This window comes from Streptomyces sp. NPDC002499 (genome assembly GCF_053595415.1).
Map to the genome: position 1 here is coordinate 224,035 of NZ_JBSFXO010000009.1, position 25,945 is coordinate 249,979.

The 25,945-nt window shown below is 72.5% G+C and carries 22 protein-coding genes and 1 pseudogene; 10 read left to right on the forward strand and 13 right to left on the reverse strand.

Features of this window, described 5'->3' with window-relative positions; translation table 11 throughout:
• Positions 1-38: 38 nt before the first annotated feature.
• Together ACWD5F_RS26290 and ACWD5F_RS26295 are read left to right on the forward strand one after the other, a co-directional pair.
• Positions 39-770 carry a DUF7873 family protein gene (locus ACWD5F_RS26290; protein ID WP_451257881.1) on the forward strand — a complete coding sequence of 244 codons (732 nt, stop codon included), beginning with the start codon at positions 39-41 and terminating at the stop codon, positions 768-770.
• Positions 771-1,257: 487 nt separating this feature from the next.
• Complete coding sequence (locus ACWD5F_RS26295) at positions 1,258-3,117, forward strand: FUSC family protein (protein WP_451257883.1); 1,860 nt, start codon at positions 1,258-1,260, stop codon at positions 3,115-3,117.
• A gap of 51 nt (positions 3,118-3,168) precedes the next feature.
• On the opposite strand, the gene ACWD5F_RS26300 is transcribed toward ACWD5F_RS26295, so the two are convergent.
• Positions 3,169-3,831, reverse strand: a complete 663-nt coding sequence (locus tag ACWD5F_RS26300; RefSeq protein WP_451257885.1) for a response regulator — start codon at positions 3,829-3,831, stop codon at positions 3,169-3,171.
• A complete protein-coding gene (locus ACWD5F_RS26305) occupies positions 3,828-5,063 on the reverse strand; it encodes a sensor histidine kinase (protein WP_451257887.1) in 1,236 nt (411 codons plus the stop codon). The genes ACWD5F_RS26300 and ACWD5F_RS26305 overlap by 4 nt, the downstream gene beginning before the upstream one ends.
• Positions 5,064-5,228: 165 nt before the next feature.
• Between ACWD5F_RS26305 and ACWD5F_RS26310 the strand changes: the two genes are divergently transcribed.
• A complete protein-coding gene (locus ACWD5F_RS26310; protein ID WP_451257889.1) occupies positions 5,229-6,032 on the forward strand; it encodes a class I SAM-dependent methyltransferase in 804 nt (267 codons plus the stop codon).
• On the opposite strand, the gene ACWD5F_RS26315 is transcribed toward ACWD5F_RS26310, so the two are convergent.
• Positions 6,002-6,952: an endonuclease/exonuclease/phosphatase family protein gene (locus ACWD5F_RS26315; RefSeq protein ID WP_451257891.1), complete on the reverse strand. Its 951-nt coding sequence runs from the start codon at positions 6,950-6,952 to the stop codon at positions 6,002-6,004. The genes ACWD5F_RS26310 and ACWD5F_RS26315 overlap by 31 nt on opposite strands.
• A gap of 136 nt (positions 6,953-7,088) precedes the next feature.
• On the opposite strand from ACWD5F_RS26315, the gene ACWD5F_RS26320 reads away from it, so the two are divergent.
• From ACWD5F_RS26320 to ACWD5F_RS26335, 4 genes are all read left to right on the forward strand, one after another.
• Complete coding sequence (locus tag ACWD5F_RS26320; RefSeq protein WP_451257893.1) at positions 7,089-8,441, forward strand: amidohydrolase; 1,353 nt, start codon at positions 7,089-7,091, stop codon at positions 8,439-8,441.
• A 76-nt stretch (positions 8,442-8,517) separates the two neighbouring features.
• The gene (locus tag ACWD5F_RS26325) at positions 8,518-9,717 is read left to right on the forward strand and encodes a cytochrome P450 family protein (RefSeq protein ID WP_451257895.1); all 1,200 of its coding nucleotides are present in this window, start codon (positions 8,518-8,520) and stop codon (positions 9,715-9,717) included.
• A gap of 99 nt (positions 9,718-9,816) precedes the next feature.
• Positions 9,817-10,506: a DUF899 domain-containing protein gene (locus ACWD5F_RS26330; RefSeq protein WP_451257897.1), complete on the forward strand. Its 690-nt coding sequence runs from the start codon at positions 9,817-9,819 to the stop codon at positions 10,504-10,506.
• 175 nt (positions 10,507-10,681) lie between these two features.
• Positions 10,682-10,870 (forward strand): hypothetical protein, encoded by a 189-nt coding sequence (locus ACWD5F_RS26335; RefSeq protein ID WP_124004402.1) that lies wholly within the window; start codon positions 10,682-10,684, stop codon positions 10,868-10,870.
• Between the two features lie 2 nt (positions 10,871-10,872).
• Here the strand turns inward: ACWD5F_RS26335 and ACWD5F_RS26340 are convergent, their stop codons facing one another.
• The 3 genes and pseudogenes from ACWD5F_RS26340 to ACWD5F_RS26350 all read right to left on the reverse strand — a co-directional run.
• A complete protein-coding gene (locus ACWD5F_RS26340; RefSeq protein WP_451257899.1) occupies positions 10,873-12,852 on the reverse strand; it encodes an ABC transporter ATP-binding protein in 1,980 nt (659 codons plus the stop codon).
• A 227-nt stretch (positions 12,853-13,079) separates the two neighbouring features.
• On the reverse strand, positions 13,080-13,517 hold the full coding sequence (locus ACWD5F_RS26345) for a hypothetical protein (RefSeq protein ID WP_401727236.1): 438 nt from the start codon (positions 13,515-13,517) through the stop codon (positions 13,080-13,082).
• Between the two features lie 581 nt (positions 13,518-14,098).
• Positions 14,099-14,722 (reverse strand): annotated as a pseudogene (locus tag ACWD5F_RS26350) (ATP-binding protein); the annotation flags it as partial.
• Positions 14,723-14,949: 227 nt separating this feature from the next.
• Here ACWD5F_RS26350 and ACWD5F_RS26355 point away from each other — a divergent pair.
• On the forward strand, positions 14,950-15,810 hold the full coding sequence (locus tag ACWD5F_RS26355) for a helix-turn-helix domain-containing protein (protein ID WP_450354737.1): 861 nt from the start codon (positions 14,950-14,952) through the stop codon (positions 15,808-15,810).
• Entirely contained in the window at positions 15,811-16,065 is a 255-nt protein-coding gene (locus tag ACWD5F_RS26360) for a DUF397 domain-containing protein (RefSeq protein ID WP_124004405.1), read from the forward strand.
• A gap of 129 nt (positions 16,066-16,194) precedes the next feature.
• On the opposite strand, the gene ACWD5F_RS26365 is transcribed toward ACWD5F_RS26360, so the two are convergent.
• The 4 genes from ACWD5F_RS26365 to pdxR all read right to left on the reverse strand — a co-directional run bounded on the left by ACWD5F_RS26365 (position 16,195) and on the right by pdxR (position 22,139).
• Entirely contained in the window at positions 16,195-16,899 is a 705-nt protein-coding gene (locus ACWD5F_RS26365) for a protein-tyrosine phosphatase family protein (RefSeq protein ID WP_451257902.1), read from the reverse strand.
• Positions 16,900-17,030: 131 nt separating this feature from the next.
• Positions 17,031-17,948, reverse strand: a complete 918-nt coding sequence (locus ACWD5F_RS26370) for a hypothetical protein (RefSeq protein ID WP_451257904.1) — start codon at positions 17,946-17,948, stop codon at positions 17,031-17,033.
• Positions 17,945-20,275: a PEP/pyruvate-binding domain-containing protein gene (locus ACWD5F_RS26375; RefSeq protein WP_451257906.1), complete on the reverse strand. Its 2,331-nt coding sequence runs from the start codon at positions 20,273-20,275 to the stop codon at positions 17,945-17,947. Before ACWD5F_RS26375 ends, ACWD5F_RS26370 begins: the two co-directional genes overlap by 4 nt.
• 388 nt (positions 20,276-20,663) lie before the next feature.
• Positions 20,664-22,139, reverse strand: a complete 1,476-nt coding sequence (gene pdxR, locus ACWD5F_RS26380; protein WP_451257908.1) for a MocR-like pyridoxine biosynthesis transcription factor PdxR — start codon at positions 22,137-22,139, stop codon at positions 20,664-20,666.
• A 46-nt stretch (positions 22,140-22,185) separates the two neighbouring features.
• Here pdxR and ACWD5F_RS26385 point away from each other — a divergent pair, with 46 nt between their 5' ends.
• On the forward strand, positions 22,186-22,677 hold the full coding sequence (locus ACWD5F_RS26385) for a carboxymuconolactone decarboxylase family protein (protein WP_451257910.1): 492 nt from the start codon (positions 22,186-22,188) through the stop codon (positions 22,675-22,677).
• Positions 22,678-22,782: 105 nt separating this feature from the next.
• Here the strand turns inward: ACWD5F_RS26385 and ACWD5F_RS26390 are convergent, their stop codons facing one another.
• From ACWD5F_RS26390 to ACWD5F_RS26400, 3 genes are all read right to left on the reverse strand, one after another.
• On the reverse strand, positions 22,783-24,270 hold the full coding sequence (locus ACWD5F_RS26390) for a glutamate synthase subunit beta (protein WP_451257912.1): 1,488 nt from the start codon (positions 24,268-24,270) through the stop codon (positions 22,783-22,785).
• A gap of 167 nt (positions 24,271-24,437) precedes the next feature.
• Positions 24,438-24,917, reverse strand: coding sequence for an anthrone oxygenase family protein (locus ACWD5F_RS26395; RefSeq protein WP_451257914.1), 480 nt, complete (start codon positions 24,915-24,917; stop codon positions 24,438-24,440).
• A 264-nt stretch (positions 24,918-25,181) separates the two neighbouring features.
• Complete coding sequence (locus ACWD5F_RS26400) at positions 25,182-25,874, reverse strand: DUF2293 domain-containing protein (RefSeq protein WP_451257916.1); 693 nt, start codon at positions 25,872-25,874, stop codon at positions 25,182-25,184.
• Positions 25,875-25,945: the final 71 nt, after the last annotated feature.

The window sequence follows — 25,945 nt, forward strand, 5'->3', positions numbered from 1 at the left end:
TTCGCATTAAGGGAGTTGCCGCTGCTAGCTTCATTCTCGTGGCGAAACTCAATCAGATCATCGCGGTGGAGAAGGGCATCAAGTCCAAGGCCCACCAGGACCTCACGGCTGCTCAGCACGGGCTCCAGAAGCCCGCGCTTCTGGCCGGTATCTCGCGGACCTATCAGCCGAAGGACGAGGAGGGCGAGCAGTTGCCGCCCGAGTCGACCCGGGTGCAGGTGCAGGCCGAAGGGGTGTTGCGGGAGACCGCGGCGACGCTTACGCGGCTGTTCGACGTGACCGCCACCAAGGACTGGGCCAACTGCGAGGCGCGGGCGGATGTGACGGTGGACGGGCGGGTGGTCGTCGCCGGTGTGCCGGTGTCGTATCTGCTCTTTCTGGAGAAGCAGCTCGTCGAACTCAACGCCTTTGTGCGGAGGTTGCCCGTTCTCGACGCCTCCGAGTTCTGGGTGCAGGACCCGTCCACCGACGCGTGGAAGACGGAGGCCGTACGGACTCTGCGGACCAAGAAGGTGCCTCGCAACCACGTGAAGGCCGAGGCCACCGAGAAGCATCCCGCGCAGGTCGAGGTCTACTACGAGGACATACCCGTCGGGTACTGGACGACCGTGAAGTTCTCCGGCGCGCTGCCCGCCCGCCGCGTCAACGAACTCCTCGACCGGGTCGAGAAGTTGCAGCAGGCGGTGAAGTTCGCGCGGGAGGAGGCGAACGGGGTCGAGGTCGTCGATCAGCGGGTCGGGGACGCCGTGTTCGGCTTTCTCTTCCAGTAGCCAGTGGGCCAGTATCATTCAGGCCTTTGATACTTGCCTCTGAAATATGAGACTCCCCGGTCCTTGTGACCGGGGTGCGCGAAGAGCGCAAAGCTGATGCTGAAGCTTGTCGTGATGAATCAATCTCAGACTCTCGCTCCAGACTCAGTATTCGCCGTCCATCGCCGGATCCATCGGGCCCAGGCCCCCACGTCGTCGAAATACTGGTTCAAGTCCAGTCCGCGCAGCTCGATGTGCGGTGGTCCAAAGGCAGGACGCGACGACATGATGACTGACCTGGACCCCAAAGCGGACCGGCGTGTGAATGTGGGCGGCCTCACAGGGCCCGGGGGCAGGCTACGCCCCCGGGTCCACCTTCTTTTGCCGCTAGGCGCGGTGAGGTGCTTCAGGGTTTCGTACATAAAGAACTCGCCCTTCCCGCCGATCGTCACATTCCTGAAATGCCGACGTCCCGTTCTCTCCCCTCACGCGTCCTACGGTGAGGAGCGTGTCCCGCACCGCGCCCGTCCCCCCATGGCTCGCCCACGCCCTGCGCACCCAACGCGGCCCCGTCCCCTGGAGTGCCGTCACCCGCGGGGCGTTGTCCGCAGGCCCTCTCCTCCTCGCCGCCGTCCTCCTCGACCGCACCTCCCTCGGTGTCGTCGCCGCCATCGCCGCCATGCTCGCCGGGATCAACGACCGGCCAGGCAGCCGGCGGGCGTCCGTGCGCCGGATCGGGGTACCGGCGCTCGCGGGAGCGGGCGGGATGCTGGTGGGGACGTACGCGGGGGAACATGTGGGGGCCGTGGTGCTCACCCTTCTGTTCACCGGGATCGGTCTGATAGCCGGTGGTGTCAGCGCAGTTGGGCCTGTCGCCTCCGGTGCCGGTACACAGTTGCTCGTCGCCTCCGCCATCGGTGCCGGGATGCCCCTGCCCGAGGAGGGCTGGCAGCGCGCCCTCGCCTTCCTCGCCGGTGCCGGCTGGCTGGTGGCGTTGCGGCTGGTGCTGCCGACCCCCGGCGCCATCGCCGACGACTTCCGCTTCGACGGTGAACGCGCCGCCGTCGCCGCCGTGTACGACGCCGTCGCCGAACTCCTCGACGCCGTCGGCACAGACGAGGCCATCGCCCGAAGGGCGGCGCTGACCGCCGCCCTCGATCACGCGCAGGACGCCCTCGCCGGGCCCCGGCTCCGGCGGTACGCCAGTTCCTCGTCCGAGCGGCGGCTGCACGCGCAGTACGCGGCCGCGCTCCCGTTGGCCGAGGCGGCGACCGCCCTCGCCTGGGGCGGGGAGGCCGTGGCCGGACGGGCCTCCGAAGGACCGCGCCGGCTCGCCACCGCCGTACGGGAAAGCACGCACACCGGGCCGTTGCCCGCGCCGCACCGCTCCGCGCCCGCGCTACGGGCCCTGGACGACGCGCTGTTGCACGCCGCCGAGGCCTTCGACCGGGGGAAGGGGACCGACCTGCACACCCGGCGGCGGTCCGTCCGGGGGCTGTTCAAGGTCGCTTTCGGGGCCGGCGGGCGGGAGTACGGGCTGCGGGTCGCCCTCTGCTTCGGAGCCGCCGTCGCCGTCGCGCAGGCCCTGCACCACGCCCGCTGGTACGGGCAGCACGAGCACTGGTACTGGCTGCCCGCCACCGCCGTCTTCCTCGTCAAGCCCGACCTCGGACCGCTGGTCTCCCGGGTGTTGTGCCGGGCGGCCGGGACCGTCCTGGGCGCCCTCCTGTTCGCCGGGTTCGCCCTCGTGCTGCCCCGGCCCGAGGGGCTCATCGCACTGGTCGCCGTCAGCGGTGCCCTCATCCCCGTCGCCACCCGCCACTTCGCCGCCCAGACCGCCGTCGTCACCGTCCTCGTGCTCGCCCTGGTGATGGTCGGCGGGGAACCGCAGGCCTCCGCGGGACGGATCGGCGAGACGCTGCTGGCCTGCGCCATCGTGCTCGTCGTCGGACATCTGCCGATGCCGGGGCAGCGGGGCGGGACGGTACGGGCCCGGCTCACCCGGGCCGGCATCGCCGCGCACGCCTACCTCGACCACGTACTGAGCGGCAGCGACGACCGTGCCGCCCGCTGGACCCTGCGCCGCGAGGCCTACCGCGCGCTCGCCGAGGCCCGCACCGCCATCGCCCTCTCCGCCGCCGAACTCCCCTCCCTCGCCCGGCACTCGGCCGGCGCCGACCAGGTCGTCGCCACCCTCGAACGGCTCGTGGACACCACGACCGCCTGCGCCGTCCACCTCGACGACTCCGGCCACCTGTCGGCCCGGCACAGCGAGCAACTCGCCGAACTCCTCGACGAGTTGGAGCGGGAGCGGGAACGGACGGGGCTACGGGGGCTACGGCCGTCCGCGTTGCCCCTCGCCGGGTGACTCCGTGACGTGGTGTCCCGGTGGCCGGCCTTCGCCCCCGCCCCACCCCCGTCACCGCAACAACCGCCGCTCCTTCGCCACCGCGACCGCGCCCGCCCGCGTCTCCACCCCCAACTTGCCGTAGATCCGCCCGAGATGGGTCTTCACCGTGGCCTCGCTGATGAACAGCGCCCGGGCGATCTCGCGGTTGCCGAGGCCGCGGGCGAGCTGGCCGAGGATGTCGTGCTCGCGTTCGGAGAGGGTGGGGCGCGGGCTGCGCATGCGGGCCAGGAGGCGGTCGGCGACCGGCGCGGACAGGGCCGTACGGCCTGACGCGGCGCTGTGGATCGCCGCGAAGAGTTCCTCCGGGCGCTCCGCCTTCAGCAGATAGCCCGTGGCGCCCGCCTCGATGGCCCGGGTGATGTCCGCGTCCGTGTCGAACATCGTCAACACCAGTACGCGCGGGGCCGGTTCGGCCGACGTCAGCTCTCTTGTCGCCGTCACGCCGTCCATGCCCTCGCCCAGTTGCAGGTCCATCAGCACCACGTCCGGGCGCAGCCGCGCGGCCAGCGCCAGCGCCTCCTCCCCGCTGCCCGCCTCGCCGACCACCTCGATGCCCTCGGCGCTGGACAGCAGGGCGCGCAGTCCGGCCCGTACGACCGCGTGGTCGTCGCACAGGAGGAGGCGCACGGGCGTGCTCGTCGGACCGGCCCCGGCGGCATCCGTGGTGCTCAAGAGACCTGCTCCTCAAGGACGTTGGAGGACACGGGGATCGCCGCCGAGACGACCGTGCCCTCGCCCGGCGTCGACTCCACGGTCAGCGTTCCGCCCGACTGGCGTGCCCGGATCCGCATCGCCGGCAGGCCGTGGCCGCGCGACCGGTCGGACACACCGGTCGGTGGCGCGGCGGTCGGGTCGAAGCCCCGGCCGTTGTCGGCGACGTCCAGGGAGACCTGGTCGTCCAGCCAGGTCAGGGTCAGCGCGGCCCGGGTCGCCGCCGCGTGCTCGCGGACGTTCGCCAACGCGCCCTGGGCGATGCGGAGAAGGGCGGCCTCGGACCGTTCCGGGAGGGGGCCAGGGGTGCCGTCCAGCCGGAACTCCCGGAACTCCTTGAACTCCACCGTCAGGCCCGGCCCGCTCTCCCGTTCCGCCAGCGCGGCGAGCGCCCCCGGCAGGGAGTGCTCGGCGAGGTCGGCCGGCGCCAAGTCGTGGACGAGACGGCGGACTTCGGTGAGGCCCCGCGAGGTGATGCCGGCCGCCTTGCCGAGATGCGCGCGGGCCGCCTCCGGGTCCGACTCCCACACCCGCTCGGCGGCCTGGAGCAACATCCGCTGGCTGGACAGGCCCTGGGCGAGCGTGTCGTGGATCTCGGTGGACAGCCGCTGCCGTTCGGCCAGCACGCCGGCCCGCCGCTCGGTGGCGGCGAGGTCGCGACGGGTGCGGACCAGGTCGTCGATCAGGACTCGTTGGCGTACCGACTGCCGTTGCAGATGGACCAGTACGGCGGTGGCGACCGCGGCGACGGCCGGCGGGGCCACGACCATGTTCGGGTTGAGCGTGCCGTGCGCGACACGGATCTCGGAGGCGACGACCAACGCGGTGAGCACGGCGGCCAGCGGCACCGCGATCCGTGGCGGCAGCGTGTGCACCCCGACGAACAGCAACGGCATCGCGCACCACGTGGCGCTCGGCGCCACGACCACGAGGACGGCCCACACCGCCGACACCGTGCCCAGCCAGACCAGATGACGGGCGGTCGGTGCCGCGCCGGGGCGGGGCGCCGGGGTGAGGACGCGACCGAGGACATAGAGGAGGAAGAAGGCGGCGAAGAGGGTCACGACCCAACCGGTGTGCGCTCCGCCTCCGTCGCGCATCAGGAAGCGGACGAACGAGGAGCCGAGCAGCAGGAAGAACGCCGCGTGCACGGTCGCGACCAGCCAGCGCTCGTCCGGATCGGTGTGTTCCATCCTCCGTGTCTAACGCGCGCGGCGAGGCGGCGCATCAACCGATCGGCTGACATCGGGTTCGTCCGAAGGGGCCGCGGACCAGCGACTGTCGGCCGAGCCAGGTGCCGTGTCCGCGCCCCGAGGCTGGCAACAGCACGCACCGCCACCTCGAAAGGCACCCGCCCCATGGCCGCCAAGAACCTCACCGCCAACCGCGCCGCCCTCGGCCACCGCATCGCCTACGCCCTGCGCCACCCCGACCGGGTGCCCCGCCATCTGGCCCGCGCCGCCCGGGACGTGTGGCTCGGCCACCGCCACCCCGACCACGTCTCCTACTACCGCGCCGTGATGCGCTCCGACACCCGTACCGACCCCGACAACGCGGTCGGCAGCCGTAACCGCGAACGCTGGCTGGCGCTCGGCGCGATGCAGTTCGACTACCTCGTCGGCCACGGTCTGCGCCCCGACCATCGCATGCTGGAGATCGGCTGCGGCAATCTGCGCGGCGGCTGGCGTTTCATCCGGCATCTGGAGCCCGGCCACTACTACGGCATCGACATCTCGCCGGACATCCTCGTCGCCGCGCAGGACACGGTCGTGGAGATGGGTCTCCAGCAGCGGCTCCCCACCCTGACGCCCGTCCACGACCTCACCTTGGGCTTCCTGCCCGACGCCCACTTCGACGTCGTCCACGCGCACAGCGTCTTCTCGCACTCCCCGCTGCCCGTCATCGAGGAGTGCCTGGCCAACGTGGGGCGGGTGTTGGCGCCGGGGGGCTGGTTCGACTTCACCTTCGACCGTACGGAGGGGGAGGAACACCAGGTCCTGCGGGAGGACTTCTACTACCGCACCGAGACGCTCCTCGCCCTCGCGGCCCGACACGGCCTGAGCGCACGCTTCATGACGGACTGGGAGGAACTCCCGCACGGTCAGTCGAAGATCCGCGTCACCGTACCGAGTCAGCCCACCCGCATCCACACCGGCGCGTGATCCGACCCCGGCGCACCCCGCCGCTCCGCTGGATCCGGCCCCACCGACGGCAGCCGCAGCGTGCCCTCGCCCGGTATGCCCGTGCCCGCCGCCGTCACCCGGTGGACCAGGCGGTGGCTGACCAGGATGTGGTCGATCAGTTCGCGGCGGCCGGAGTTGACACGGGAGTAGCGCTGGTCGGCGGGGATCAACGGGGCCACGTCCCACAGTCGGAGCGCGTCGCCCTGGTCCGGGCGGTCGTAGCCCGCCGTGCCGATCTCCGAGCCGGGCGGGCCGAGCAGGATCTGGGTGGTCGCCGCCTGTACCTCGTCGTTCAGGTCGCCCAGTACGGCGACGTCCCGCTCGCGGCCGTCGCCGGACAGGAGTGTGTCGGCGAGGGCGCGCAGGGTGGTGGCCTCGGCCGCGCGGCGGTAGAGGGCGTAGGCGCCGTAGCGGGCGCGTTCGCCCTCGTCGTGGGGGAAGAAACGGTTGCCCGGGTAGGACAGCAGCTTCGACTTGAGGTGGGCGACGGCCACCCGCAGCGGGCCGGCCTCGGTGACCGTCTCCACCGCGAGGAAGCCCCGGCCGGCCGCTCCGACCTGCGCGCCCGAGTCGTCCTCCTGCACGGGACGCAGTTTCGCCGGGAAGACGTTCGTGTCGGCGAGTTCCTCCAGCGGGGTGCGGCTGAGGAAGCCGACCCGGATGCCGCGCCCGTCCGGATGCTCCGAGAGCGCGGTGTGCCAGGTGCCGCCCAGCAGGCCGGTCAGGTCCTCCAGCGCCTCGGGATCGCCGACCTCCTGCACGCCGAGCAGCCCCGGGTCCAGGGCGGTGAGCACGGCGGCGAGGGCGGCGAGCTTCGTGTCGTAGGCGGCCTTGTCCTTGGGTCCTGAGGGGCCGCCGGGGCGGTAGAGGTTCTCCAGGTTCCACGTGCCGAGAAGCATGCCGGGCCTCTTTCCGGAGCCGTCGGGCGGGCTGTGGTGAGGCCAGGGTCCCCGCCCGGGCGAATCCTGGACAGGGCCGTGACGGGATGCGCGGTTCGGCTCACACGCGCCGACGACCTCGTCGTACGTTGGCGGGATGACCGAGTCTCCCGCTGATCTCATCATCACCGGATGCACCGTCCTCACGCACGACGATCAAGAACGGATCGGGTTCGAGGAGGACGCGGCCCTCGTCGTACGGGACGGGCTCGTCGAGTCCGTCACCACCGCCGCCGCGGTCGAAGGGACGCCGGCCGTCGAGCGCATCGACGCCCGTGGGCAGGTGGCCATGCCCGGGCTGACCAACTGCCACACCCACGCGCCGATGGTCGCGCTGCGCGGGGTCGCGGAGGACTTGCCGACCGAGGAGTGGTTCAACGACGTCGTCTGGCCGATCGAGTCCAACCTCACCGAGAAAGACGTCGAGTTGGGGGCACGGCTCGCCTGTGCCGAGATGATCCGGGCCGGTGTCACCTGCTTCGCGGACCACTACTTCGCCATGGACGCGGTGGCCGCCGTGGTCGAGGAGTGCGGGCTGCGGGCCCACCTGGGGGAGGCGTACTTCTCCTCCCAGGGACCTCAAGGCCGGGAGAAATCACTGGAGTTCGCGCTACGACACCGGGGCGGCGCCGGCGGTCGCATCACCACCGCCCTCGCCCCGCACGCCCCCTACACCGTCGACGACGCCGACCTCGCCGCCACCGCCGAACTCGCCCGCGCACACGGCCTGCCCGTCCACCTCCACGCCGCCGAGAACCGCGACCAGACCGAGGCCAGTCTCGCCCGCCACGGCGTCACCCCCATCGAGATCCTGGCCCGCACCGGCATCCTCGACGTGGACGTCCTCATCGCCCACGGCACCGGCATCCTCGACCGCGACCTGCCGGTACTGGAACGGGCGGGCGGCCGTACGGCGGTGGCCACCGCACCCCGCGGCTACCTCAAGTTCGGCTGGCCCACGACCACTCCGGTCCGCGCCCTGCACGACCTCGGCATCCCCGTCGGACTCGCCACGGACGGCGCCGCCTCCAACAACTCTCTGGACGTATGGGAGTCGATGGCGCTCACCGCCCTCATCCAGAAGTCCACCACCGGCGACCCCCGCTGGCTGACCGCCCGTCAGGCCCTGCACCACGCGACGCTCCAGAGCGCCCGCGCGGTCGGCCTCGGCGACACCGTCGGCACCCTCGCCCCGGGCCGCCGCGCCGATCTCGTCCTCGTCGACCTCACCGGACCGCACACCCAGCCCGTCCACGACCTCGCCGCCACCCTCGTGCACAGCGCCCGCTCCTCCGACGTCCGCACCACGATCGTCGACGGCCGGATCCTGATGCGCGACCGGCAGCTCCTCACTCTCGATGTCCCGTCGGTGGTACGGGAGTTGGGGGAGCGGCTGCCCGCCCTGCTGGACCGCGGACACGGCCGGCGCATCCAGGACTACGACACCTGACACGTCCTGACACGGCACCTGAGGCATCGCCGATCCGATGGCCGAGGCGCCCGTGCGGTCCGCATAGGCTGGCCCCATGGACGACCTCGCCGAAGGCCTTCTCGACCAGCCCCACGACGCGTACCGGCTGCTGCGCGACACCTCGCCCGTGCACCGCATCGCGGGTCCGGACGGCACGCCCGCCTGGCTGGTCACACGGTACGAGGACGTGCGGGCGGCGCTGGCCGATCCGCGCCTCTCGCTGGACAAGAGGCATGCCACGGCGGGCACTTACAAGGGACTGTCACTGCCACCGGCGCTCGACGCCAACCTGCTGAACATGGACCCGCCCGACCACACCCGGGTCCGCCGGCTGGTCAGTCGGGCCTTCACGCCCCGCCGGATCGAGCAACTGCGCACGCCCATCAGGGAAACCGCCGACCGCCTCCTCGACGCCCTGGGCCCGCACGGCACCGCCGACCTGGTCGCCGCCTACTGCGCGCCGCTGCCCATCACCGTCATCTGCGACCTGCTCGGCGTCCCGGACACCCACCGCCTCGACTTCCGTATCTGGACCGACGCCCTGATCGCACCGGACCCGGCCCGGCCCGAGGCGGCCAAGCAGGCGGTGGTGGCGCTGCTCGGCTACCTCACCCAACTCCTCGCGGACAAGCGCCGGGAGCCCGCCGACGACCTGCTCTCCGACCTGATCGCGGTGCGCGAGGAGGGCGACCGGCTCAGCGAGGACGAGCTGATGTCCCTCGCCTTCCTCATCCTCTTCGCCGGGTACGAGAACACCGTGCAGCTCATCGGCAACGCGGTGCTCGCGCTGCTCCAACACCCCGACCAGCTCGCCGAGTTGCGCAAGGACCCGGCCCTGCTGCCGGGCGCGGTCGAGGAGTTCGCCCGCTACGAGGGTCCCGCCCTGTTCGGCATCCGGCGCTTCCCGGTCGAGGACGTGACCATCGGGGACGTCACCATCCCGGCGGGTGAGACCGTCTGGGTCTCCCTGGCCGCCGCCGACCGCGATCCCGACCGCTTCCCGGACCCCGACCGCCTCGACCTCGGCCGTGACGCCTCCGGCCATCTCGCCCTCGGCCACGGCATCCACTACTGCCTGGGCGCGCCCCTGGCCCGCGCCGAGACCGAGATCGCCCTGGCCGCCCTCCTGGAACGCTTCCCCGAACTCGCCCTCGCGGAAGGGCAACCGACCTGGCGCCGCTCGCTGCGCGCCCGCGGGCTCACGGCGCTGCCGGTGACGTACTCCCGAACTCCCGGATCGCCGGGGCTTTCCTGACCCGGCGAGACCTGGCGAGAAAATCTTCTGCTGCACCGATGAGTTCCGTCCCTCCCCTCGGTCACCTCTGCGGAACGGACCGTTGCAACTGGAGGGGCCATGTCGCTTCCCGAGATCGTCTCGCGTGAACAGTGGCGCGCGGCGCGCGAGGAACTGCTGGTCAAGGAGAAGGCGGCCACCCGCGCGCGGGACGCGCTGAACGCCGAGCGGCGCGGGCTGCCGATGGTCGAGATCGACAAGGAGTACGTCTTCGAGGGCGGCGACGGGAAGGCCGCGCTGGCCGATCTGTTCGAGGGACGGCCCCAACTCGCCGTATACCACTTCATGTTCGCGCCCGAGTGGGACGCCGGCTGCCGCAGTTGCTCGGGGTTCCTCGACCAGGTCGGGCACTTGGCGCATCTGAAGGCGCGGGGCACGACGTTCGCGGCGGTCTCCCGGGCGCCGTACACGAAGATCCTGCCGTTCAAGGCGCGGATGGGGTGGGCGCTGCCCTGGTACTCGGCGTGCGGCGGCGACTTCAACCACGACTTCGAGGCGACCCTGGAGGAGAACGGGGAGCTCGTCGACCGGCCCGGGATCAGCTGCTTCCTGCGGGACGGCGGGCGCGTCTTCCACACGTACTCGACGTACGCGCGCGGACTCGACGGCCTCGGCTCGACCACGAGCTTCCTGGACCTGACCGCGCTGGGCCGGCAGGAGGAGTGGGAACGGCCCGCGGGGCGGGCCTCGGCGCTCGGGGCGCCGGCCGGCAGTGAACGCGTCCGGTTTCACGACGAGTACGAGGACTGACACATTCCGTATGGCCGATGATCGATTGATGATCGGTTCGTGACGGGACCCTCACACTCCGCAGTGCCCGTGTGTCGACTACGTCTCAGAACCGCAACTTGGCGAGGCGTTCACCCCTGGTTCGGCGTTAACTCCTACAGGAACTCCCGCAAGACGACGTTTCTGGAGGTGCAGGATGGTGAACGGGCGCACAGTGCTCGAGCGCTTTCCCGCGGGCGGGCCGCGGGGTTCGTGGCCGGCCGAGGAGTTCGCGCAGGCGCGACGCATGGAAGGGCTGCAGGCGGAGGTCGTGATGGACCTCGCGACGGACACGTTCCTGGTGGTCGTGCGCGGCGGCGAGAGTGCCGTGGACGCGCTGGCCTGACGTCAGCCTCCTTTCCGGACGGACGAGACGGACTGAACAGACTGGACAGACTGGACAGGGACGGGCGCGGTGAACTGCTCCGCCTGGAGCCGGTACAGCTCGGCGTAGATGCCACCGCCCGCCAGTAACTCCTCGGGAGTGCCGGACTCCGCGAGCCGGCCCTGGTCCAGGACGTGCACCAGGTCCGCGTGGCGCACGGACGCCAGCCGGTGGGTGATGAGGACGACGGTCTGGCCGGTCGAGGCGAGGGCGCGGATCTTCTCGAAGACCTCCAGCTCGGCCCGTGCGTCCAGGGCCGCCGTCGGCTCGTCCACGATCAGGATGCGGCCGCGCCGGTAGGCCGCCCGCGCGATGCCGAGCCGCTGCCACTGGCCGCCGGACAGTTCGTGGCCGCCGCTGAAGTTGCGGGCCAGCAGGGTGTCCAGGCCGCGCGGCAGGTCCGCGACCACGTCCTCGGCGCCCGCCTCGGTGAGCGAGGTGGCCAGGTGCTCCTCGGTGAGGGGCGCGGCGGAGCGGCCGATGGCGACGTTGACGCGGGCCGTGAACGGCCAGCGCTTGAAGTCCTGGGCCAGCATCGCGACCCGGTCGGCGAGCGCGTGCCGGTCCGCGGTCGCCGCGTCCACGCCGTCCCACAGGATCCGGCCCCGGTCCGGGGTGTACAGGCCCGCGAGCAGCTTGACCAGGGTGGTCTTGCCGGAGCCGTTCTCGCCGACCAGCGCGACGATCCGGCCCAGCGGCAGGGTGAGGGTGACGTCGTCGAGGGCGGGGCGGGTGGACTCGCCCGGGTAGTTGAAGGTGACGTTCTCGAAGCGGATCTCCGCCGGGTCCTCGGGCAGCGGATCGCCGCCGATCGGGATCGCCCGTTCGGCGGCCTCGACGTAGAGCTTCTGCAGATCGCCGACGAACAGGGCTTCCTCGTGGAGCGCGTTGACCTCCAGGACGAGACTGTCCAGGCTCGACGAACCGGTCCGGATCGCGATCACCGCCGTACCCGCCACCGACAGCGCCATCGTCCCGGACAGCAGCAGCCCGCCGAGTGTCGTGTACGTCGCCATGGTCGCCAGGCCCGTCCAGACCGCGGCGATCAGCCCGGTGCGCGCCGCCAGCCGGGCCAGTCGCGCCTGTTCGGCCTCGGCCGTCTCCGACATGGCGCGGAAGTGGCGCAGCAGGAAGGGGCCGACGCCGTGCACGCGGATCTCGGGCGCGGCCTCCGGTTCGGTGAGCAACCCGCTGATCAGATGTCCTGCACGGGCGTGCTGGACCCAGGTGTGGAAGGACTCGTAGCGCCGTCGGGCATTCGTCAGCGCGCTCCACGCGCTCGGCAGGGTCATCGTCGCGAGCAGCGGGAGCAGGGCGGGGTGCAGCACGGTCAGGACGCTCGCCGCGGCGATGAGCGAGATGCCCGCGTTCACGACCCGGGTGGCGTACGAGATCATCCGGCGGGCCGAGCCGGCGCCGTACTGGGCGGTGTCCAGCAGTTTGTGGAAGGCGTGGTCCTCGATCGCGGCCAGCTCCACGGCCGCCGCGCGCTCCAGATACAGCTCGGTCGCCACTCGCTCCACCTTGGGTTCCAGGCGCCCGGTGGCGTAGGTCGACGCGGCGCGCAGCAGAGCGCCGAAGAGGGTGACGGCGGCCATCGCGATCAGGGCGGGGGCCGCGTCGCGCAGCCGGTCGGCGATCGGGCCGCCGGCGATGAGCCGGCCCAGCACGCTGTTGACGGCGAGCAGGCCCACCGCCTGGGCCACGCCCCGGCTCACCTCCGCGCCCATCACGATCCGGGCGGCGCGCCGGTCGGCCTGCCAGGCCAGCCGGAAGCTCGACCCCATCAGGGCCGGCAGCCGTGTCACCATCGCCCGGAAGTTCAGCTCCAGGAACGCCTCGCGGTACTGGTTCCAGCCCATGTCGTACCGCAGTGGTCCGCCGAAGAGCAGCCGCTCCGACTCGGAGACCTCGGGATCACCCTTGTCCTGCTTCTTGGCCAACGCCCTGTTCCCCCGATCCGCCGAGCCCCGCCGATGAAGGGCAACTATCGCGGGACGGGGATGGGCAGGGGAGGGCGCGGGACAAGAGGGGACCGGTGCGCGGGCGTACGCCCTGCGAGGTGCCCGGGGTTCCTTCGGCTTCCCCGAGCGAAGCCGAAGGAACCACCGGCGAGACCTTCCGGCGGAGCGGCCCCCTGTGCCACCCGCCCGGCCTCCTCAGCGGTACGTCAGGCGCTGACCGGCCGTGACCAGGTCGGCGTGGTCCCCGTGACCCGGCACAGGGCCAGGTACAGGGGGATCGGCGGGGTGTACGGGAGTGTGCCGTCCGGCTTGTGGATCAGGCCGGGGACCGCCGGGGCGTCCGGAACTACCGCCCCGGCGGTGTATTGCGCGGGCGCCGGCCACTCCAGGGCGTAATCGGAGTCGGACGGCACGAGCCACCACCAGTGCGCCTCGTCGGCGTAGACGCACCCCACTCGTGGCAGCCGTGGCAGCACCAGCGGACCGAACTCGGCCGGCGCCGCCACCGCGTCGCAGCCGAGGGGAGCCGTCATGCCGACGGGCAGCGGCAGTCGCCGCGATCCGGCCGGCACGCTCAGCCCCCGCTGGACACGGACCAGCGTGTCCAGGCTCAGTACCCGGCCGCCGCCGGGTGTCCCGCTCACTGCCGCCCTCGATCCCGGCCGGAACCGTCGGTCGGAGGAACCCCCACGTCACTCGTCCCTCCGACCCGCGGGGCCCCCACGCCCCAGGTTCCCTGAGTCGGACCGCCGACCCGAGGAGCCCCCACACCCCACGACTCCGGAGCCTGACCTCCGAGCCGAGGAGTTCCCACATCCCACGGTTCCGAGGTCTGACCCCCGGGCCGCGGAGTTCCCACACTCCACGACTCCGGAGCCTGACCTCCGGGCCGAGGAGTTCCCACGCCCCACGATTCCGGAGACTGGCCCCCGGGCCGAGGAGTTCCCACACCCCACGACTCCGGAGCCTGACCTCCGGGTCGTGGGGTCCCCATGCCCCACGACTGGCGAGCCTCTCCGCCGAGTGGCGGGACCCCCCTGGATCCCGCCTCCCGACCGTGCTCATGGAGCTGTGTCTGCGGGGTGTCGGTGCCGCTCCCGGGCTCACCGGCGCGCTCGCCGTCGGGTCGAAGGGCCCCCACGCCCCCCGGTCCGTCGGCCCGCTCGTCGGAGGACGGGGCCCGGACGTCCGCCGAGCCCCCCGTTCCGCCGAGCGGCAGCGTGTGGTGGCCTTCCGGCTCGCCCTCCTCGTCCGGACCGTCCGCGGGACCGGGCTTGGGGCGGGCGCCCCAGCCGAGGTCGTTGCAGGGGCCGCAGTCGTGGCGGGGGGAGTCGGCCTTGCGGGGGAGCTCGGCCCAGACCAGCAGGCCGGGGCCGTGTTCCTGGGCGCCCCAGGCGTGACAGAGGCCGTCTATGAGAAGCAATCCCCTCCCGTGCTCCTCCTCGGGCCGGACCGGAGACGGGTGTGGCTCACCCGGCGCGCAGCCCTCGTCACGCACGGCTATACGCACCAGGTCGGCACCGTCGTGCAGCTCGCAGACTATGAGGCTGCTCGCGGTGTGCACGATGGCGTTGGTGACCAGTTCGGAGATCACCAGGACCGCCGTGTCGCAGATGTCCTCGCACACCGACCAGCCGGTCAACCGGGCCCTGGCCAGGCGTCTCGCCTGGGCGGGGGAACCCGGATGGGCGGCCAGCTCGAAACGGAACCGGCGCTCGGCAGCGGCGGCCCCGTGGGGCGCTGCTCCCGCGGCGGCACCGAGGCCGAGGGGGCCTGCGGCGGCGTCTGTTCCTAAGGGCGCGGACGGAATCACGCTTGCCACTATCGCCCCGCCGTGAACACTTGGCAAGTGTCACTCTGAAAAATGCAGAGTGCGGTGTGACGGTGTGGACGGTCGTGGCACACTGCTCAACAGCACGTTGAGCGGCGCCAGTTGGGATCACCGGAGATCCGTACATATCCGTACAGATCTTCGAATAGGTCTTCGAATGGCGCCGCAGGGCTGTCAGCATGCTTCTGGCGTCGGCCGGACCCGTCCGCGCCCGGCCGATCAAGGGACTCAGTGGAGGTGGAGCCGTGAGCGAACCGCGGTCCGCGCCGACGGTCGGCCAGGTCGTCCTCGGTCGCCGCCTGCTGGACCTGCGGGAACGTGCCGGACTCAAGCGCGAGGAGGCCGCCCGCGTCCTGCGCGTCGCCCCCGCCACCGTCCGCCGCATGGAGATGGCCGAGGTCTCGCTCAAGATCCCGTACCTCCAGCTGCTCCTGAAGTCCTACGGCGTCTCCGACGAGGAGGCCCAGACCTTCGTCCTGCTGGCCGAGGAGGCCAACAAACCCGGCTGGTGGCAGCGGTTCCACGACATCATGCCGGGCTGGTTCTCGATGTACGTCAGCCTGGAGGGCGCGGCCGGCCTGATCCGCTCCTACGACCCGCACTTCCTGCCCGGACTCCTCCAGACCGAGGACTACGCACGCGGAGTGCTCACGTCGGGCGCCATAGGCCAGACCCAGCCCGAGGACATAGAGCGCCACGTCGCCCTGCGCATACAACGCCAGGATCTGCTCACCCGTCCCGACGCGCCCCGATTCTGGGCCGTCTTCGACGAGACCGCGCTGCGCCGCCACGTCGGCGGCCCGGAGGTGATGCGTGCACAGATCGACAAGCTGCTCGACGCCACGAAGCTGCCCAATGTGACGCTGCAGGTCGCGCCCTTCTCCAACGGGCCGCACCCCGGCACGTTCGGGCCCTTCGTGCTGTTCCGATTTGCCATGTCAGAACTGCCGGACATGGTCTACAGCGAGTACCTGACCGGCGCCGTCTACCTGGACGCGCGCGCAGAGGTGGCGACCCATCTCGAGGTCATGGACCGCATGGCGGCGCAGGCCGCTACGGCACATCGCACGAAGGAGATCCTCCGGGATTTCCGCAAGGAGCTGTGAATGGATCGCATCAAGCCGCGCAAGCAGGTCTACAACGGCATGCCCGCGCGGGAGCTGGGAAGCGAGGGCTGGCACAAGCCGTGGAGCGGCGGGAACGGCGGCAACTGCCTGGAGGCGATGAAGCTCGCCGACGGCCGGATCGCCGTCCGCCAGTCCACCGACCCGGACGGACCGGCGCTGATCTACACCACCGACGAGATGACCGCCTTCATCGAGGGCGCCAAGGCGGGTGAGGCCGACTTCCTGCTGTCCTGAGACCGGTTTCCCGGCTCATTGATTTTCGCCGCTGTCCCACCGACAACCCCCCACCAACCCCCCGCAGGTACCGCAAGTCCCTTGGTTCGACACTGAGTTGATCACTAATCGCTGCATCATGTTATGGAGTCAGAACCACGACAGCATCCGTCGTGGCGCGTCCACCAGCCGGCTGACGGCGACCACCGGGAACGGCGGTTGTTCCAGCCGGCCCGTCCCTAGGCTGAGCGCGTAGTAGATCTGCTCGATCGACGGCGGTCCGACCGCGAGATTGCGCCGGACCGCCTCCTCGGGCGACCGCTCCCCGGTCCGTACGAGATAGGCGGCCGCCATCGTCCCCGTACGGCCGACCCCCGCACCGCAGTGCACGAACACCCGCCCGGGCGCCTGCGCGACCACGTCCAGCAACCGCCGCACCTGCTCGGGCCTCGGCGTCTGACCGTCACGAACCGGCAGCCGTACGACATCCAGCCCGGCCTTGCCCGGTTCGGCGAGCTGGGCCGCGCTCAGGTCCTCCGCGCGCAGATCGACGACCGTGGTGAATCCCGTCCCCGCGAGCTCCCGGTACCCGGCGGGCGACGGCGCCGCGCCCCGCCACAACTTCCCCTCGGTGTCCACGGGTTGGAAGTGGTGGATGCCCTGCACCGTACGGGTCCCGGGCGGCGGCGGAGTCTCCGACCGCACCCAGTACGACAGCGCCAGCACGCCGAGCGCACCGGCCGCCCACAGGACGACGTAACCGAGCACCACCGCGAGCAGGATCCGCAGCGCGCGACGCAGCGGACGGGCCCGGGGCAGGGCGGGTCGGGGCGGGGGAGCGAGGGCGACAGCCATGGGCGACCCGGGGGGCTAGGGGACGGGGGCGCTTTGGCATCGTAACCCGAGTGGGTGATGGGTGAGTTGTCCGTGTACGTACGGGTGTGCGGGGTGGGGTGAGGGAGGTGAGGTGAGGGAGGTGGGGCGACTCAGTCGTCGTCCGCGTCCGCGTCTCCGATGCCGACCACCGTGAGGTGGGCGCGGTCGAGGGTCGTGTCCTCAAGGCAGCCGCGCAGCCGCATCCGGTCGTGCTCGGTGAGCGCGGGCCGCACCACCCCGGCGTACACGCCGTCCCCCAGGTCGCCCAGGGTCGCGTGGTTCAGCGGCACGGAGGTGGCGTCCCGGCAGCGCTCCCACACCTGCTGCGCGGCGAGCGTCCGGCGCTCCGCCGTCATGCCGCTGCCGCGCATGTCGACCTGGAGCAGTACGGAGGTCGCCTCGTTGTCGTTCTCGTGCTGCTCCCGGGTCTGGGTGAGGTCGGCGAGCCCGACGACGAGCCCGGCGAGCAGGGCCGCCCCGACCACGGCGACGGCGGCCACGCGCGCGGTGTAGCCCTTGGAGCGCCGGCCGCCCAGCGCGGGCCGGTCCTCCAGCTCGCCCGCCGTGGCCGGATCCGGTGCGGTCAGGACGGTGAGCCGGCCCGCGAGCCGCCGTTCCGCCGGACGGCCGGTCGCGGACGCGATCCGCTGCACCACCCAGGCGAGCCCGGACAGGAGCACGCCGGTGACCATGAGGACGGGCACGAAGACGTACGTCCGGTCGGCGGTGTCCTCCAGCCAGCGGAACCGGGCGCTCTCCCGCTCGACCGGCCCCTGCCGCAGCCGTACCAGCACGTCCTCTTGACGGTTCGTCAACTCCCGTTGCTGTTCGGCACTTTCCTTGACCCGCTCCTCGATCCGGGCCAACCGCCCCAGCAGCACGATGCCGAGCAGCATCACCTCGACGACCAGCAGCAGGATCCCGCACAGGATGGCCCGCTGCCACTGCCAGCGGTACAGGTACACGACGAGATAGGTCCCGGCCCCGGCGGCGGCGAGGCTCCCGAAGAGGTACGCGATCCGTCTCATCGTCCGTCTCCCGTCCGCACGCCCTCAGTCGGTCCGTCCTCGGTCCGTCCGTCCCCGGTCCGTACGTCACCGGTGGTGCCGTCCACGGAGACCCGCGACCCCGGCGGGAAGCGCCGTACCGCGTCGGCCGCGCCCACGACGGCGGGCAGCCTGAACTCCCGTGCCAGTACCGCGAGATGGGAGAGCGGGCTGCCGGTCTGCGCGACCAGACCGGCGAGTTGGGGCAGCAGCGGGGCCAGGGCGGGATCGAGGGTGCGGACGACGAGCACGGCGTCCGGCGGGCGCGGTCCGGTCCCGTCCCAGACCGTCCCGACGACCCGCCCGCCGGACACGCCCCTGCCGTCGCCGGCGCCGGCGGTGCGCTCGGCGACCACCGCACCCTCCGCCAGCCGGAAGGCATCCGGCAACGGCGGCGACTCGGCCTGCGGCACGCGCGCGTGGAGATCGCCGGGCAGCGGGTCGCCGTCGAGCAGGGCGGCCAGTTCCGGCCAGCGCAGCAGCCCTACGCGCTCCGGGGTCAGCCCCGACCGCCGGGCGACCTCCCGGACCAGCCGTACCTGCAACTCCTGAACCCACCGGACGCGGAGGCGGAGGGCTTCGCGGGGCGGGAGGGAGGGCGTGGGGGAGAGAGGGGAGACAGGGGAGAGGGCGACCAGAGCGGGGCCGGGGCTGGGAGCAGGGTCGGGGACAGGGGCGAGAGAGGGCGTGGGCAGCGAGGCCAACGGGGTCGGCGTGGCCGCCGGCGGCACCTGACTCGGACGCGGGTCGAGGCCGGCGGCCGTGTTCGAGGCATCCCCCTGGGGCAGGCGCCCGCCTCCCCGGAGGGTCGGCGCGGTGAGGGCGAGGATCGTCGGGGACGCCGTGGACGCCTGGTCGTCCGGGATGCCTCTGGCGCGGGTCTCCGCGAGGGCGGTCAGCGCGGCGCCCGCCGCGGTACGGGTCGTCGGTGCTTCGTGGTCGTGAAGGAGGGCGCCCGCGAGGGCCTCCTGGGCGTGCAGGGAGACCAGTACCGCGCGGGTCCAGCGGAGTTCGGCGGCCAGGTCGGGGGCGGGGAGTCCGGTGGGCGCCGGGATCTGGGCGAGGTGGCGGTCGACGTCGGCGACGAGGTCCGCGGCGAGACCGGGGAGCGCGGCCGTGAGGCGGCCCACCCGCCAGGCCGCGCCGAGCCGCCGCGCTCCCGGCGCGGGGTTGAGCAGCGCGAGCCACCGGTGCCTGGGCGCGGTCGCCCCGAGCAGCCGCAGGTCGGCCGCGGCCCACCCGCCGACGGTGGTGACCACCGGCACCGTCCGCAGCAGCCGGCGCGACGCGCTGCCCGTGATGTCGAGCGCGGCGGTCAGCCCACGGGTCATGGGCGTGACCCACAAGTCCTGCTCCAACGGCTGGAGTTGCTCCGGCAGCGTCTCCGCCACGGGCCCGGGCCCGAGCAACCGGGCGCCACGCGGCGGCCGTACCGCCATCGCGGTGATGGGCCGGCTCTGGAACAGCCACAGCCGGTCGGCCCGTTCGCCGTCCGCGCCCCTGCTCCTGCGCCCGTCCCCGCCCTCGCTCCCGCCCCCGGCGAACCCGAACTCGATGTCCTGCGGACCCCCGAAGACCTGCCGGGCGCGGCGCGCGAGCCGCGCCAACTGCCGTAGCTCGGCGGCCGTCAGCAGTGCGTCGGCGGTCGGCGGCTCGGTACGCAGCAGCCGCCCTCGCCGGCTCAACCAGTAGTTGGTTCCCGCCTGTTCACCGCTGACCAGGGTGTCCGGCCCACCGCGCACCGCACTCACCAGCATCCGGTCCGCGCGCCCCTCCACGGGATCGGCGCCGAACATCACCCCGCCCACACGAGCCGCCAGCATCGGCTGCACGAGCACCGCCATGGGCGCGGTGGACCCGTCGGGCCGATGCGCCGAATCGAGTACGGTCCGCACGGCCGTACGGAAGGCAGACCAGTCGCGTACGTCGAGCACGGAGTCGAACTGGCCCGCCAGGGACGACTCCTGGGTGTCCTCCTGCGGCGACGAGGACCGTACGACCAGGGGCAGCGCACCGGAGTCGGAGATGTCCTGCCAGGCCCGACGCAGGGCGACCGTGTCGCCGTCCGCGCCCTCGGGGATCACGAACCCGGGGAGCACGGGCAGTCCGGCCCGCGCCGCACGCGCGAGGTTCGCCGCCTTGGAACCGGCGAGTCGGGGCAAGGCGGCGACGGGGTGATCGAGCGGGACGGCGGCCGGGCGGAACGCCCCGTCCGCAGCACGCGTGTCGATCCGCTCCAGGGCCACCTCGCCCCGGGGTCCGTCCCCGTCGCGCGCGCCCTCGCCATGACGTTCGTCGAGCGTCGTCATCAACACCCTCCAGGACCGACCGCCAACAGGGGGGACGCGCGGGGGTGGCCCTGCGCCTGACGACGGAACGAAGGATGGGGGCGGGCCGGCGGCCGGACCGTTCCGGGCCCGACGACAACTCGCCTCCTACGCCGATGCTCCCACCGCCGTTGCGATTCCAGTCGCCCGCAGGCCACCTTCCGGCCGCCCGACGGCGGATTTCGTGACCCGGGAGGAGAGCGGGCCCGGGCGGCTCGTCCGCAGGTAGTACACGCGGTCTCCTCCGGAGGTGCGAGCGGCAGGCGTACGGCTTCTCATCCGGCCGTACGGGAATATCCCGGGGTACCTCGTCCCGCCAGGTGGAGGCGCCGGCAACGCGCCGACGGCCGGGCCGTCGGCTCGCTTCGGTTCATCCGCCGGCCGGGGCCTCCGTCGCCTCCCCCGGTGGCAGCACCCCGCACAGCGCCTCCAACGCCGCCCCGTACGCGTGCTCCGACGGTGTCGCGTACCCCACGACCAGGCCGTCCCGGGCCGGCATGTCCGTGTCCGGGTGGCGGAAGCCGGCGAGGCCGTCGAGGGCGACGCCCTGCCAGGTGGCGGCCTTGAGGGCGGAGCGTTCCGTGCCGGGAGGCAGGCGCAGCACCGCGTGCAGGCCCGCCGCGACCCCGGTGACCTCGATGTGCGGGGCGTGCGCGGCGAGCGCCGCGACGAGGCGGTCGCGTCGGCTCCGGTACCGCTGCCGCATCCGCCGCACATGACGGTCGTACGACCCCGACGACACGAAGTCGGCCAGGCTCAGCTGGTCGAGGACGCTCGCCCACGCCTCGCGCTCGCCCTTGGCCGCGAGCACGCTCTCGACGTACCGCTTCGGCAGCACCATCCACCCCAGGCGCAGCGCCGGCGACAGACTCTTGCTGACCGAGCCGAGCAGGATCACCCGCTCCGGGTCGAGCCCCTGGAGCGCCCCGACGGGCTTGCGGTCGTAGCGGAACTCCCCGTCGTAGTCGTCCTCCAGAACCACCCCACCACGCGCGCGTGCCCAGTCGATCACCGCGGCCCGCCGCTCCGCGTGCAGCGGACCGCCGGTCGGGAACTGGTGCGCGGGCGTCAGCAGCACCGCCCGCTCCCGCCCCAACCCCTCGACGCACGCGCCGTGTTCATCGATCGGCAGCGGTACGGTCCGCACCCCCGCCGCCCCGAGCAGCGCCCGGTGGAAGCCGAGCCCGTACGCCTCCACGGCCAGCGGCCCGCGCAGCACCCCGCCGCCACCCTGGCCGAACAGCAGCCGCAGCCCGTGCGCGAAGCCGGAACAGATCACGATCCGCTCGGGTGCGGTCCGCACGCCACGCACGCGTGCCAGGTACTCCGTGAGCGCCTCCCGCAGTTCGATCCGCCCGGCCGGATCACCGGGCCCGAACACCTCGTTCGGCGCCTGCTGGACGGCCCGCCGGTACGACGCGAGCCAGGCCGCACGCGGGAACGCCGACGCGTCGGGCGTTCCCTGCCGCAGGTCGTGTCGGGGCGCACGCGCGCGTGGAGGTGCCGTGACAGGGCCGTTCCCGGCGTGTCGCGACGGCCGCGCCCGCTGATCGCTCCGCAAGGGCCGGGCCCGCTCGGCGACCCGGGTGCCCGAGCCCTGCCGCGCGGTCAGCCACCCCTCCGCCACGAGCTCCGCGTACGCGTCCGCCACCGTGTTGCGGGCGACCCCGAGATCCGCGGCGAGCGAGCGGTACGGCGGCAGCCGGGTGCCGGGGGCGAGCCGACCGTCGCGCACGGCCGCGCGCAGCGCGTCGATGAGGGCGGCCCGTCGACCGCCGCTTCCGGACAGCTCCAGATGCAGATCGGCCCCGATCCGCTCCGCGGAATTGACCCACGATCTCGCCATGGAAATGCACCCTACAGGGGGTCTTTACGGCTCGTAGATTTGTCACATGACGACGAACACGAACACGAACGCCCAGGTCACCGACACCGCACCTCGCATCGACCTCGCGAAGTCGGCCCCGAAGGTCTTCCGCGCCCTCATCGGCTTCGACGCCGCCGCCCGCGAGGGCCTCGACCCGGCCCTGGTCGAGCTGATCCAGATCCGCGCCTCGCACCTCAACCACTGCGCGTACTGCCTCCACATGCACACCAACGACGCCCGCAAGGCCGGCGAGAGCGAGGACCGGCTGCACATGGTCCCCGTCTGGCGCGAGGCCCGGCACTTCTTCACCGAGCGCGAGCAGGCCGCCCTCGCCCTCACGGAGGCGGTGACCCTGGTGGCCGACGCCGGCGTCCCGGACCGCGTCTACGCGCAGGCCGCCGCCCACTTCGACGAGCAGGAACTGGCCCACGTGCTCTCCCTGATCCTCACGATCAACACGTGGAACCGGGTGGCGCTGTCGACGGCGAAGGTGGCGGGCACGGATACGCGCCGCTGAGGGCGGCTTGGCGTGTGAGGGCGGCCTGGTGTGTGAGGTCGAGGCCCGGTGTGAGAGTGCGGCCCGGTGCGAGGGTGCGGCCCGGTGGGAGGTTGAGGCTCCGCCTCACACCGTCATCGGCCGGTCGTACGGCCCGATCGGCGCCGGCAGCCGCGAACTGCCCGTCAGATGGCGGTCGACGGCCGCCGCCACCGCCCGCCCCTCCGCGATCGCCCACACGATCAGCGACTGCCCGCGCGCCGCGTCCCCGGCGGCGAACACCCCGGGGACGTTCGTGGCGAAGCCGGCGTCCCGCGTGATCGTCCCGCGCGGATCCATCGCAAGCCCCAACTGGTCGACGAGCCCGTCCGCCCGGTCGGGCCCGGAGAAACCGAGCGCGAGCAGCACGAGGTCGGCGGGCAGGGTCCGCCCGCTGTCCGCCACCGGCCGCCGCTGCGCGTCCACCTCGACGAGGTGCAGCGACCGCACATGCCCGCTCCCGTCGCCGGTGAAGCGGAGCGTGGACGCCGCGAACAGCCGCGCGTCCGCGTCCGCCGCCGGTGCCGTCCCCAGATCCCCGGCCTCCTCGTGCGCGGCCGACAGCCGGTAGATCCTCGGGTACGTAGGCCAGGGCTCGGCGTCCTCGTCGCGCTCGGCGTCCGGCTGGGCGTAGATGTCCAACTGGCTGACGGACGCGGCCCCTTCACGCACCGCGGTACCCAGACAGTCGGCCCCCGTGTCACCGCCCCCGACGATGACGACGTGCTTCCCGGCGGCCGACATCGGGGACTCGGCCAAGTCCCCCTGGCACACCCGGTTGGCCAGCGGCAGATACTCCATCGCCTGCTGGATCCCGGCCAACTCCCGCCCCGGCACCGGCAGTTCCCGCCACGCGGTCGCTCCCGTCGCGATCACCACGGCGTCGTACCGCGCCCGCAGCTCCGCCGCCCCCACATCCCGCCCGACCGCCGTCGACGTACGGAACTTCGTCCCCTCGGCCCGCATCTGCTCGATCCGCCGTTCCAGATGCCGTTTCTCCATCTTGAACTCCGGGATGCCGTACCGCATCAGCCCGCCGAGCCGGTCGTCCTTCTCGTACACCGCGACCGTGTGCCCCGCCCGGGTCAACTGCTGCGCCGCGGCCAGACCGGTCGGCCCCGACCCGATCACCGCGACCGTCCGCCCGGACAACCGGTCCGGCGGCCGGGGCGGCGTGAGGCCCAGCTCCCAGGCCTGGTCGGCGATGGCGACCTCGACGTTCTTGATGGTGACCGCGGGCTGGTTGATGGCGAGCACGCACCCCGCCTCGCACGGCGCCGGGCACAACCGCCCGGTGAACTCGGGGAAGTTGTTCGTCGCGTGCAGCCGGTCCGCCGCCGCCCGCCAGTCGTCCCGGCTCACCAGGTCGTTCCACTCGGGGATCAGATTGCCGAGCGGACAGGCGTCGTGGCAGAACGGGATCCCGCAGTCCATGCAGCGGTCCGCCTGCTTGTCGATGATGGGCAGCAGCGCCCCCGGGACGTACACCTCGTCCCAGTCCCGGACCCGCTCCTCGACCGGCCGCCGGGGCCAGTCTCTGCGAGGCGTGGTCATGAATCCCTTGGGATCGGCCATGGCCGTCTTCCTTGCGTCCGCATGCGACAGGCCGTGCGTCATCGGGCGGCACTCTTTCGGCCACGATACGGCCCATCGGCCACCTGCGCAGAGTGGACGGACCGCGCTTTCCGCCCCCTCCGCACAGCCTTCTCCCAGGCCCCCGCCCAAAAGCTCTCAGCGCCCTCTCAGGTGAGCGCCAGCACGTACGCCACCGCCGCGCCGGACGAGGCGATCGTGCGCACGGTGTTCCACATCGTCCACTCGCGCACGTACGTCGGCCAGTACGCCGCCGCCTCCGGGGTGCCCGGCTCCAGCTTGAGCAGGGCGTCGTTGCGGGGCACGTTCGCCACCATGGTCACCCCGAACGTGCCGAACAGATACAGCGCGCTGCCGACCAGCAGCTCCACCGTCCCCTCGTCCGGCCACAGCACGAACGTCACCACCGCGATCACCGCGCACAGCACCGCCGACCCGAGGAACACGAGCATGAACGGCGGCTGCACCGCGCACACGTTGATCGAGTTCATAGCGGCCACGCCCTGCGCCTTCGGCAAGGCGGCCAGCGCCCTCATCACAAACGTGGAGAAGCCACAGAAGACCCCGGCGACCAGCCCGGTCCCGAGCACCCCCAGCACCACCAGCACGAAGTACGGTCCATCGATCATCCGAACATCAACTCCCCGTATCGGCCGAGCCCCCGCCCGGCACCTCCCACCACCCCTACAAGTGAAGCCCCACACCTCCCCATCGACCATGCCCGAAGACCTCGCGAACATAAGCGAGCGTCCACTCGGCTTTGCCTGTCCGGTGCCCACCTCATCCGACCCCCCCGGGGGGGGCCTCCCCCTCCCCCCCACCCCACCCCACCCCGCCCCGCCTCTCCGCCGCCAGTTCGCGGCCGCCCCCCGCCCGGAGGCACGTCGGCATCGTCAGCCGACCGCCTCCTCCGCCCGCCACCCCCGCAGCACCCCGTCCACCGCCGCCCCGATCCGCCGGCGCGCCTCGTGTCGTGGCACCCCGCTCATCAGCAACTGGTCGTACGGCGTGTCCACGTGTCGTACGGACGCCACGACCGCCGACATCACCGCTCCCTCGGACAATGCCCGCCCCGCCGCGCTGCGGCCCACGCGCCCGCTGCCCCGCGCCGACGCGTGGCCGGCGATCTCCCGCGCCCGCTCCGCCGGGCACCCGGGAAACAGCCGCCGTATCTCCGCCGCGAACGCCTCGGCGAACCGTTCGTCCTCGGCCGACCGCCGCCGCGCGTCCCGTGTCCGGCGCCGCCGTCTTGCCTCCGCGTCCGCCAGGCACCGTTCCTCGGCCCGGGCGAGCCCCGCCTCCTCGACCAGGACGCCCTGCCGTTCGTACCGGCTCCTGCGCCGGTTGAACCGCACCACGACCGCCGAAAGACCGCTCTCCTCCCGCGACCGGCGCGTCAGCGCGGTGTCGCCGCGCGGCAGGAACACCAGATGCCCGAGGTCGGCACAGTCCAGACACCTCGGCGTCCCCTCTTCCAGCATCAGCAGCGCCAACGGCCCCGCCTGACACTCCGCGCAGTGCCGTCTCCTGAGCGGCTGGATGACGAGAAGTCCGGTGCGGTGCGGGGGAGTTGCGAGACGCGCCATACGTATGTCATTCCCACGGACCGGCCGGCGACCCCGCCCCGCGGGCCCGTGCCCCGGACTCCGGCCGTGGG

Coding starts and splice junctions, on each gene's coding strand:
- ACWD5F_RS26305 (WP_451257887.1), bottom strand. CDS start 5,063: ATGGAACACACCGATCCGGACGAGCGCTGGCTGGTCGCGACCGTGCAC.
- ACWD5F_RS26310 (WP_451257889.1), top strand. CDS start 5,229: ATGGCCGCCAAGAACCTCACCGCCAACCGCGCCGCCCTCGGCCACCGC.
- ACWD5F_RS26315 (WP_451257891.1), bottom strand. CDS start 6,952: ATGCTTCTCGGCACGTGGAACCTGGAGAACCTCTACCGCCCCGGCGGC.
- ACWD5F_RS26320 (WP_451257893.1), top strand. CDS start 7,089: ATGACCGAGTCTCCCGCTGATCTCATCATCACCGGATGCACCGTCCTC.
- ACWD5F_RS26325 (WP_451257895.1), top strand. CDS start 8,518: ATGGACGACCTCGCCGAAGGCCTTCTCGACCAGCCCCACGACGCGTAC.
- ACWD5F_RS26330 (WP_451257897.1), top strand. CDS start 9,817: ATGTCGCTTCCCGAGATCGTCTCGCGTGAACAGTGGCGCGCGGCGCGC.
- ACWD5F_RS26335 (WP_124004402.1), top strand. CDS start 10,682: ATGGTGAACGGGCGCACAGTGCTCGAGCGCTTTCCCGCGGGCGGGCCG.
- ACWD5F_RS26360 (WP_124004405.1), top strand. CDS start 15,811: ATGGATCGCATCAAGCCGCGCAAGCAGGTCTACAACGGCATGCCCGCG.
- ACWD5F_RS26365 (WP_451257902.1), bottom strand. CDS start 16,899: ATGGCTGTCGCCCTCGCTCCCCCGCCCCGACCCGCCCTGCCCCGGGCC.
- ACWD5F_RS26370 (WP_451257904.1), bottom strand. CDS start 17,948: ATGAGACGGATCGCGTACCTCTTCGGGAGCCTCGCCGCCGCCGGGGCC.
- ACWD5F_RS26375 (WP_451257906.1), bottom strand. CDS start 20,275: ATGACGACGCTCGACGAACGTCATGGCGAGGGCGCGCGCGACGGGGAC.
- pdxR (WP_451257908.1), bottom strand. CDS start 22,139: ATGGCGAGATCGTGGGTCAATTCCGCGGAGCGGATCGGGGCCGATCTG.
- ACWD5F_RS26385 (WP_451257910.1), top strand. CDS start 22,186: ATGACGACGAACACGAACACGAACGCCCAGGTCACCGACACCGCACCT.
- ACWD5F_RS26390 (WP_451257912.1), bottom strand. CDS start 24,270: ATGGCCGATCCCAAGGGATTCATGACCACGCCTCGCAGAGACTGGCCC.
- ACWD5F_RS26395 (WP_451257914.1), bottom strand. CDS start 24,917: ATGATCGATGGACCGTACTTCGTGCTGGTGGTGCTGGGGGTGCTCGGG.
- ACWD5F_RS26400 (WP_451257916.1), bottom strand. CDS start 25,874: ATGGCGCGTCTCGCAACTCCCCCGCACCGCACCGGACTTCTCGTCATC.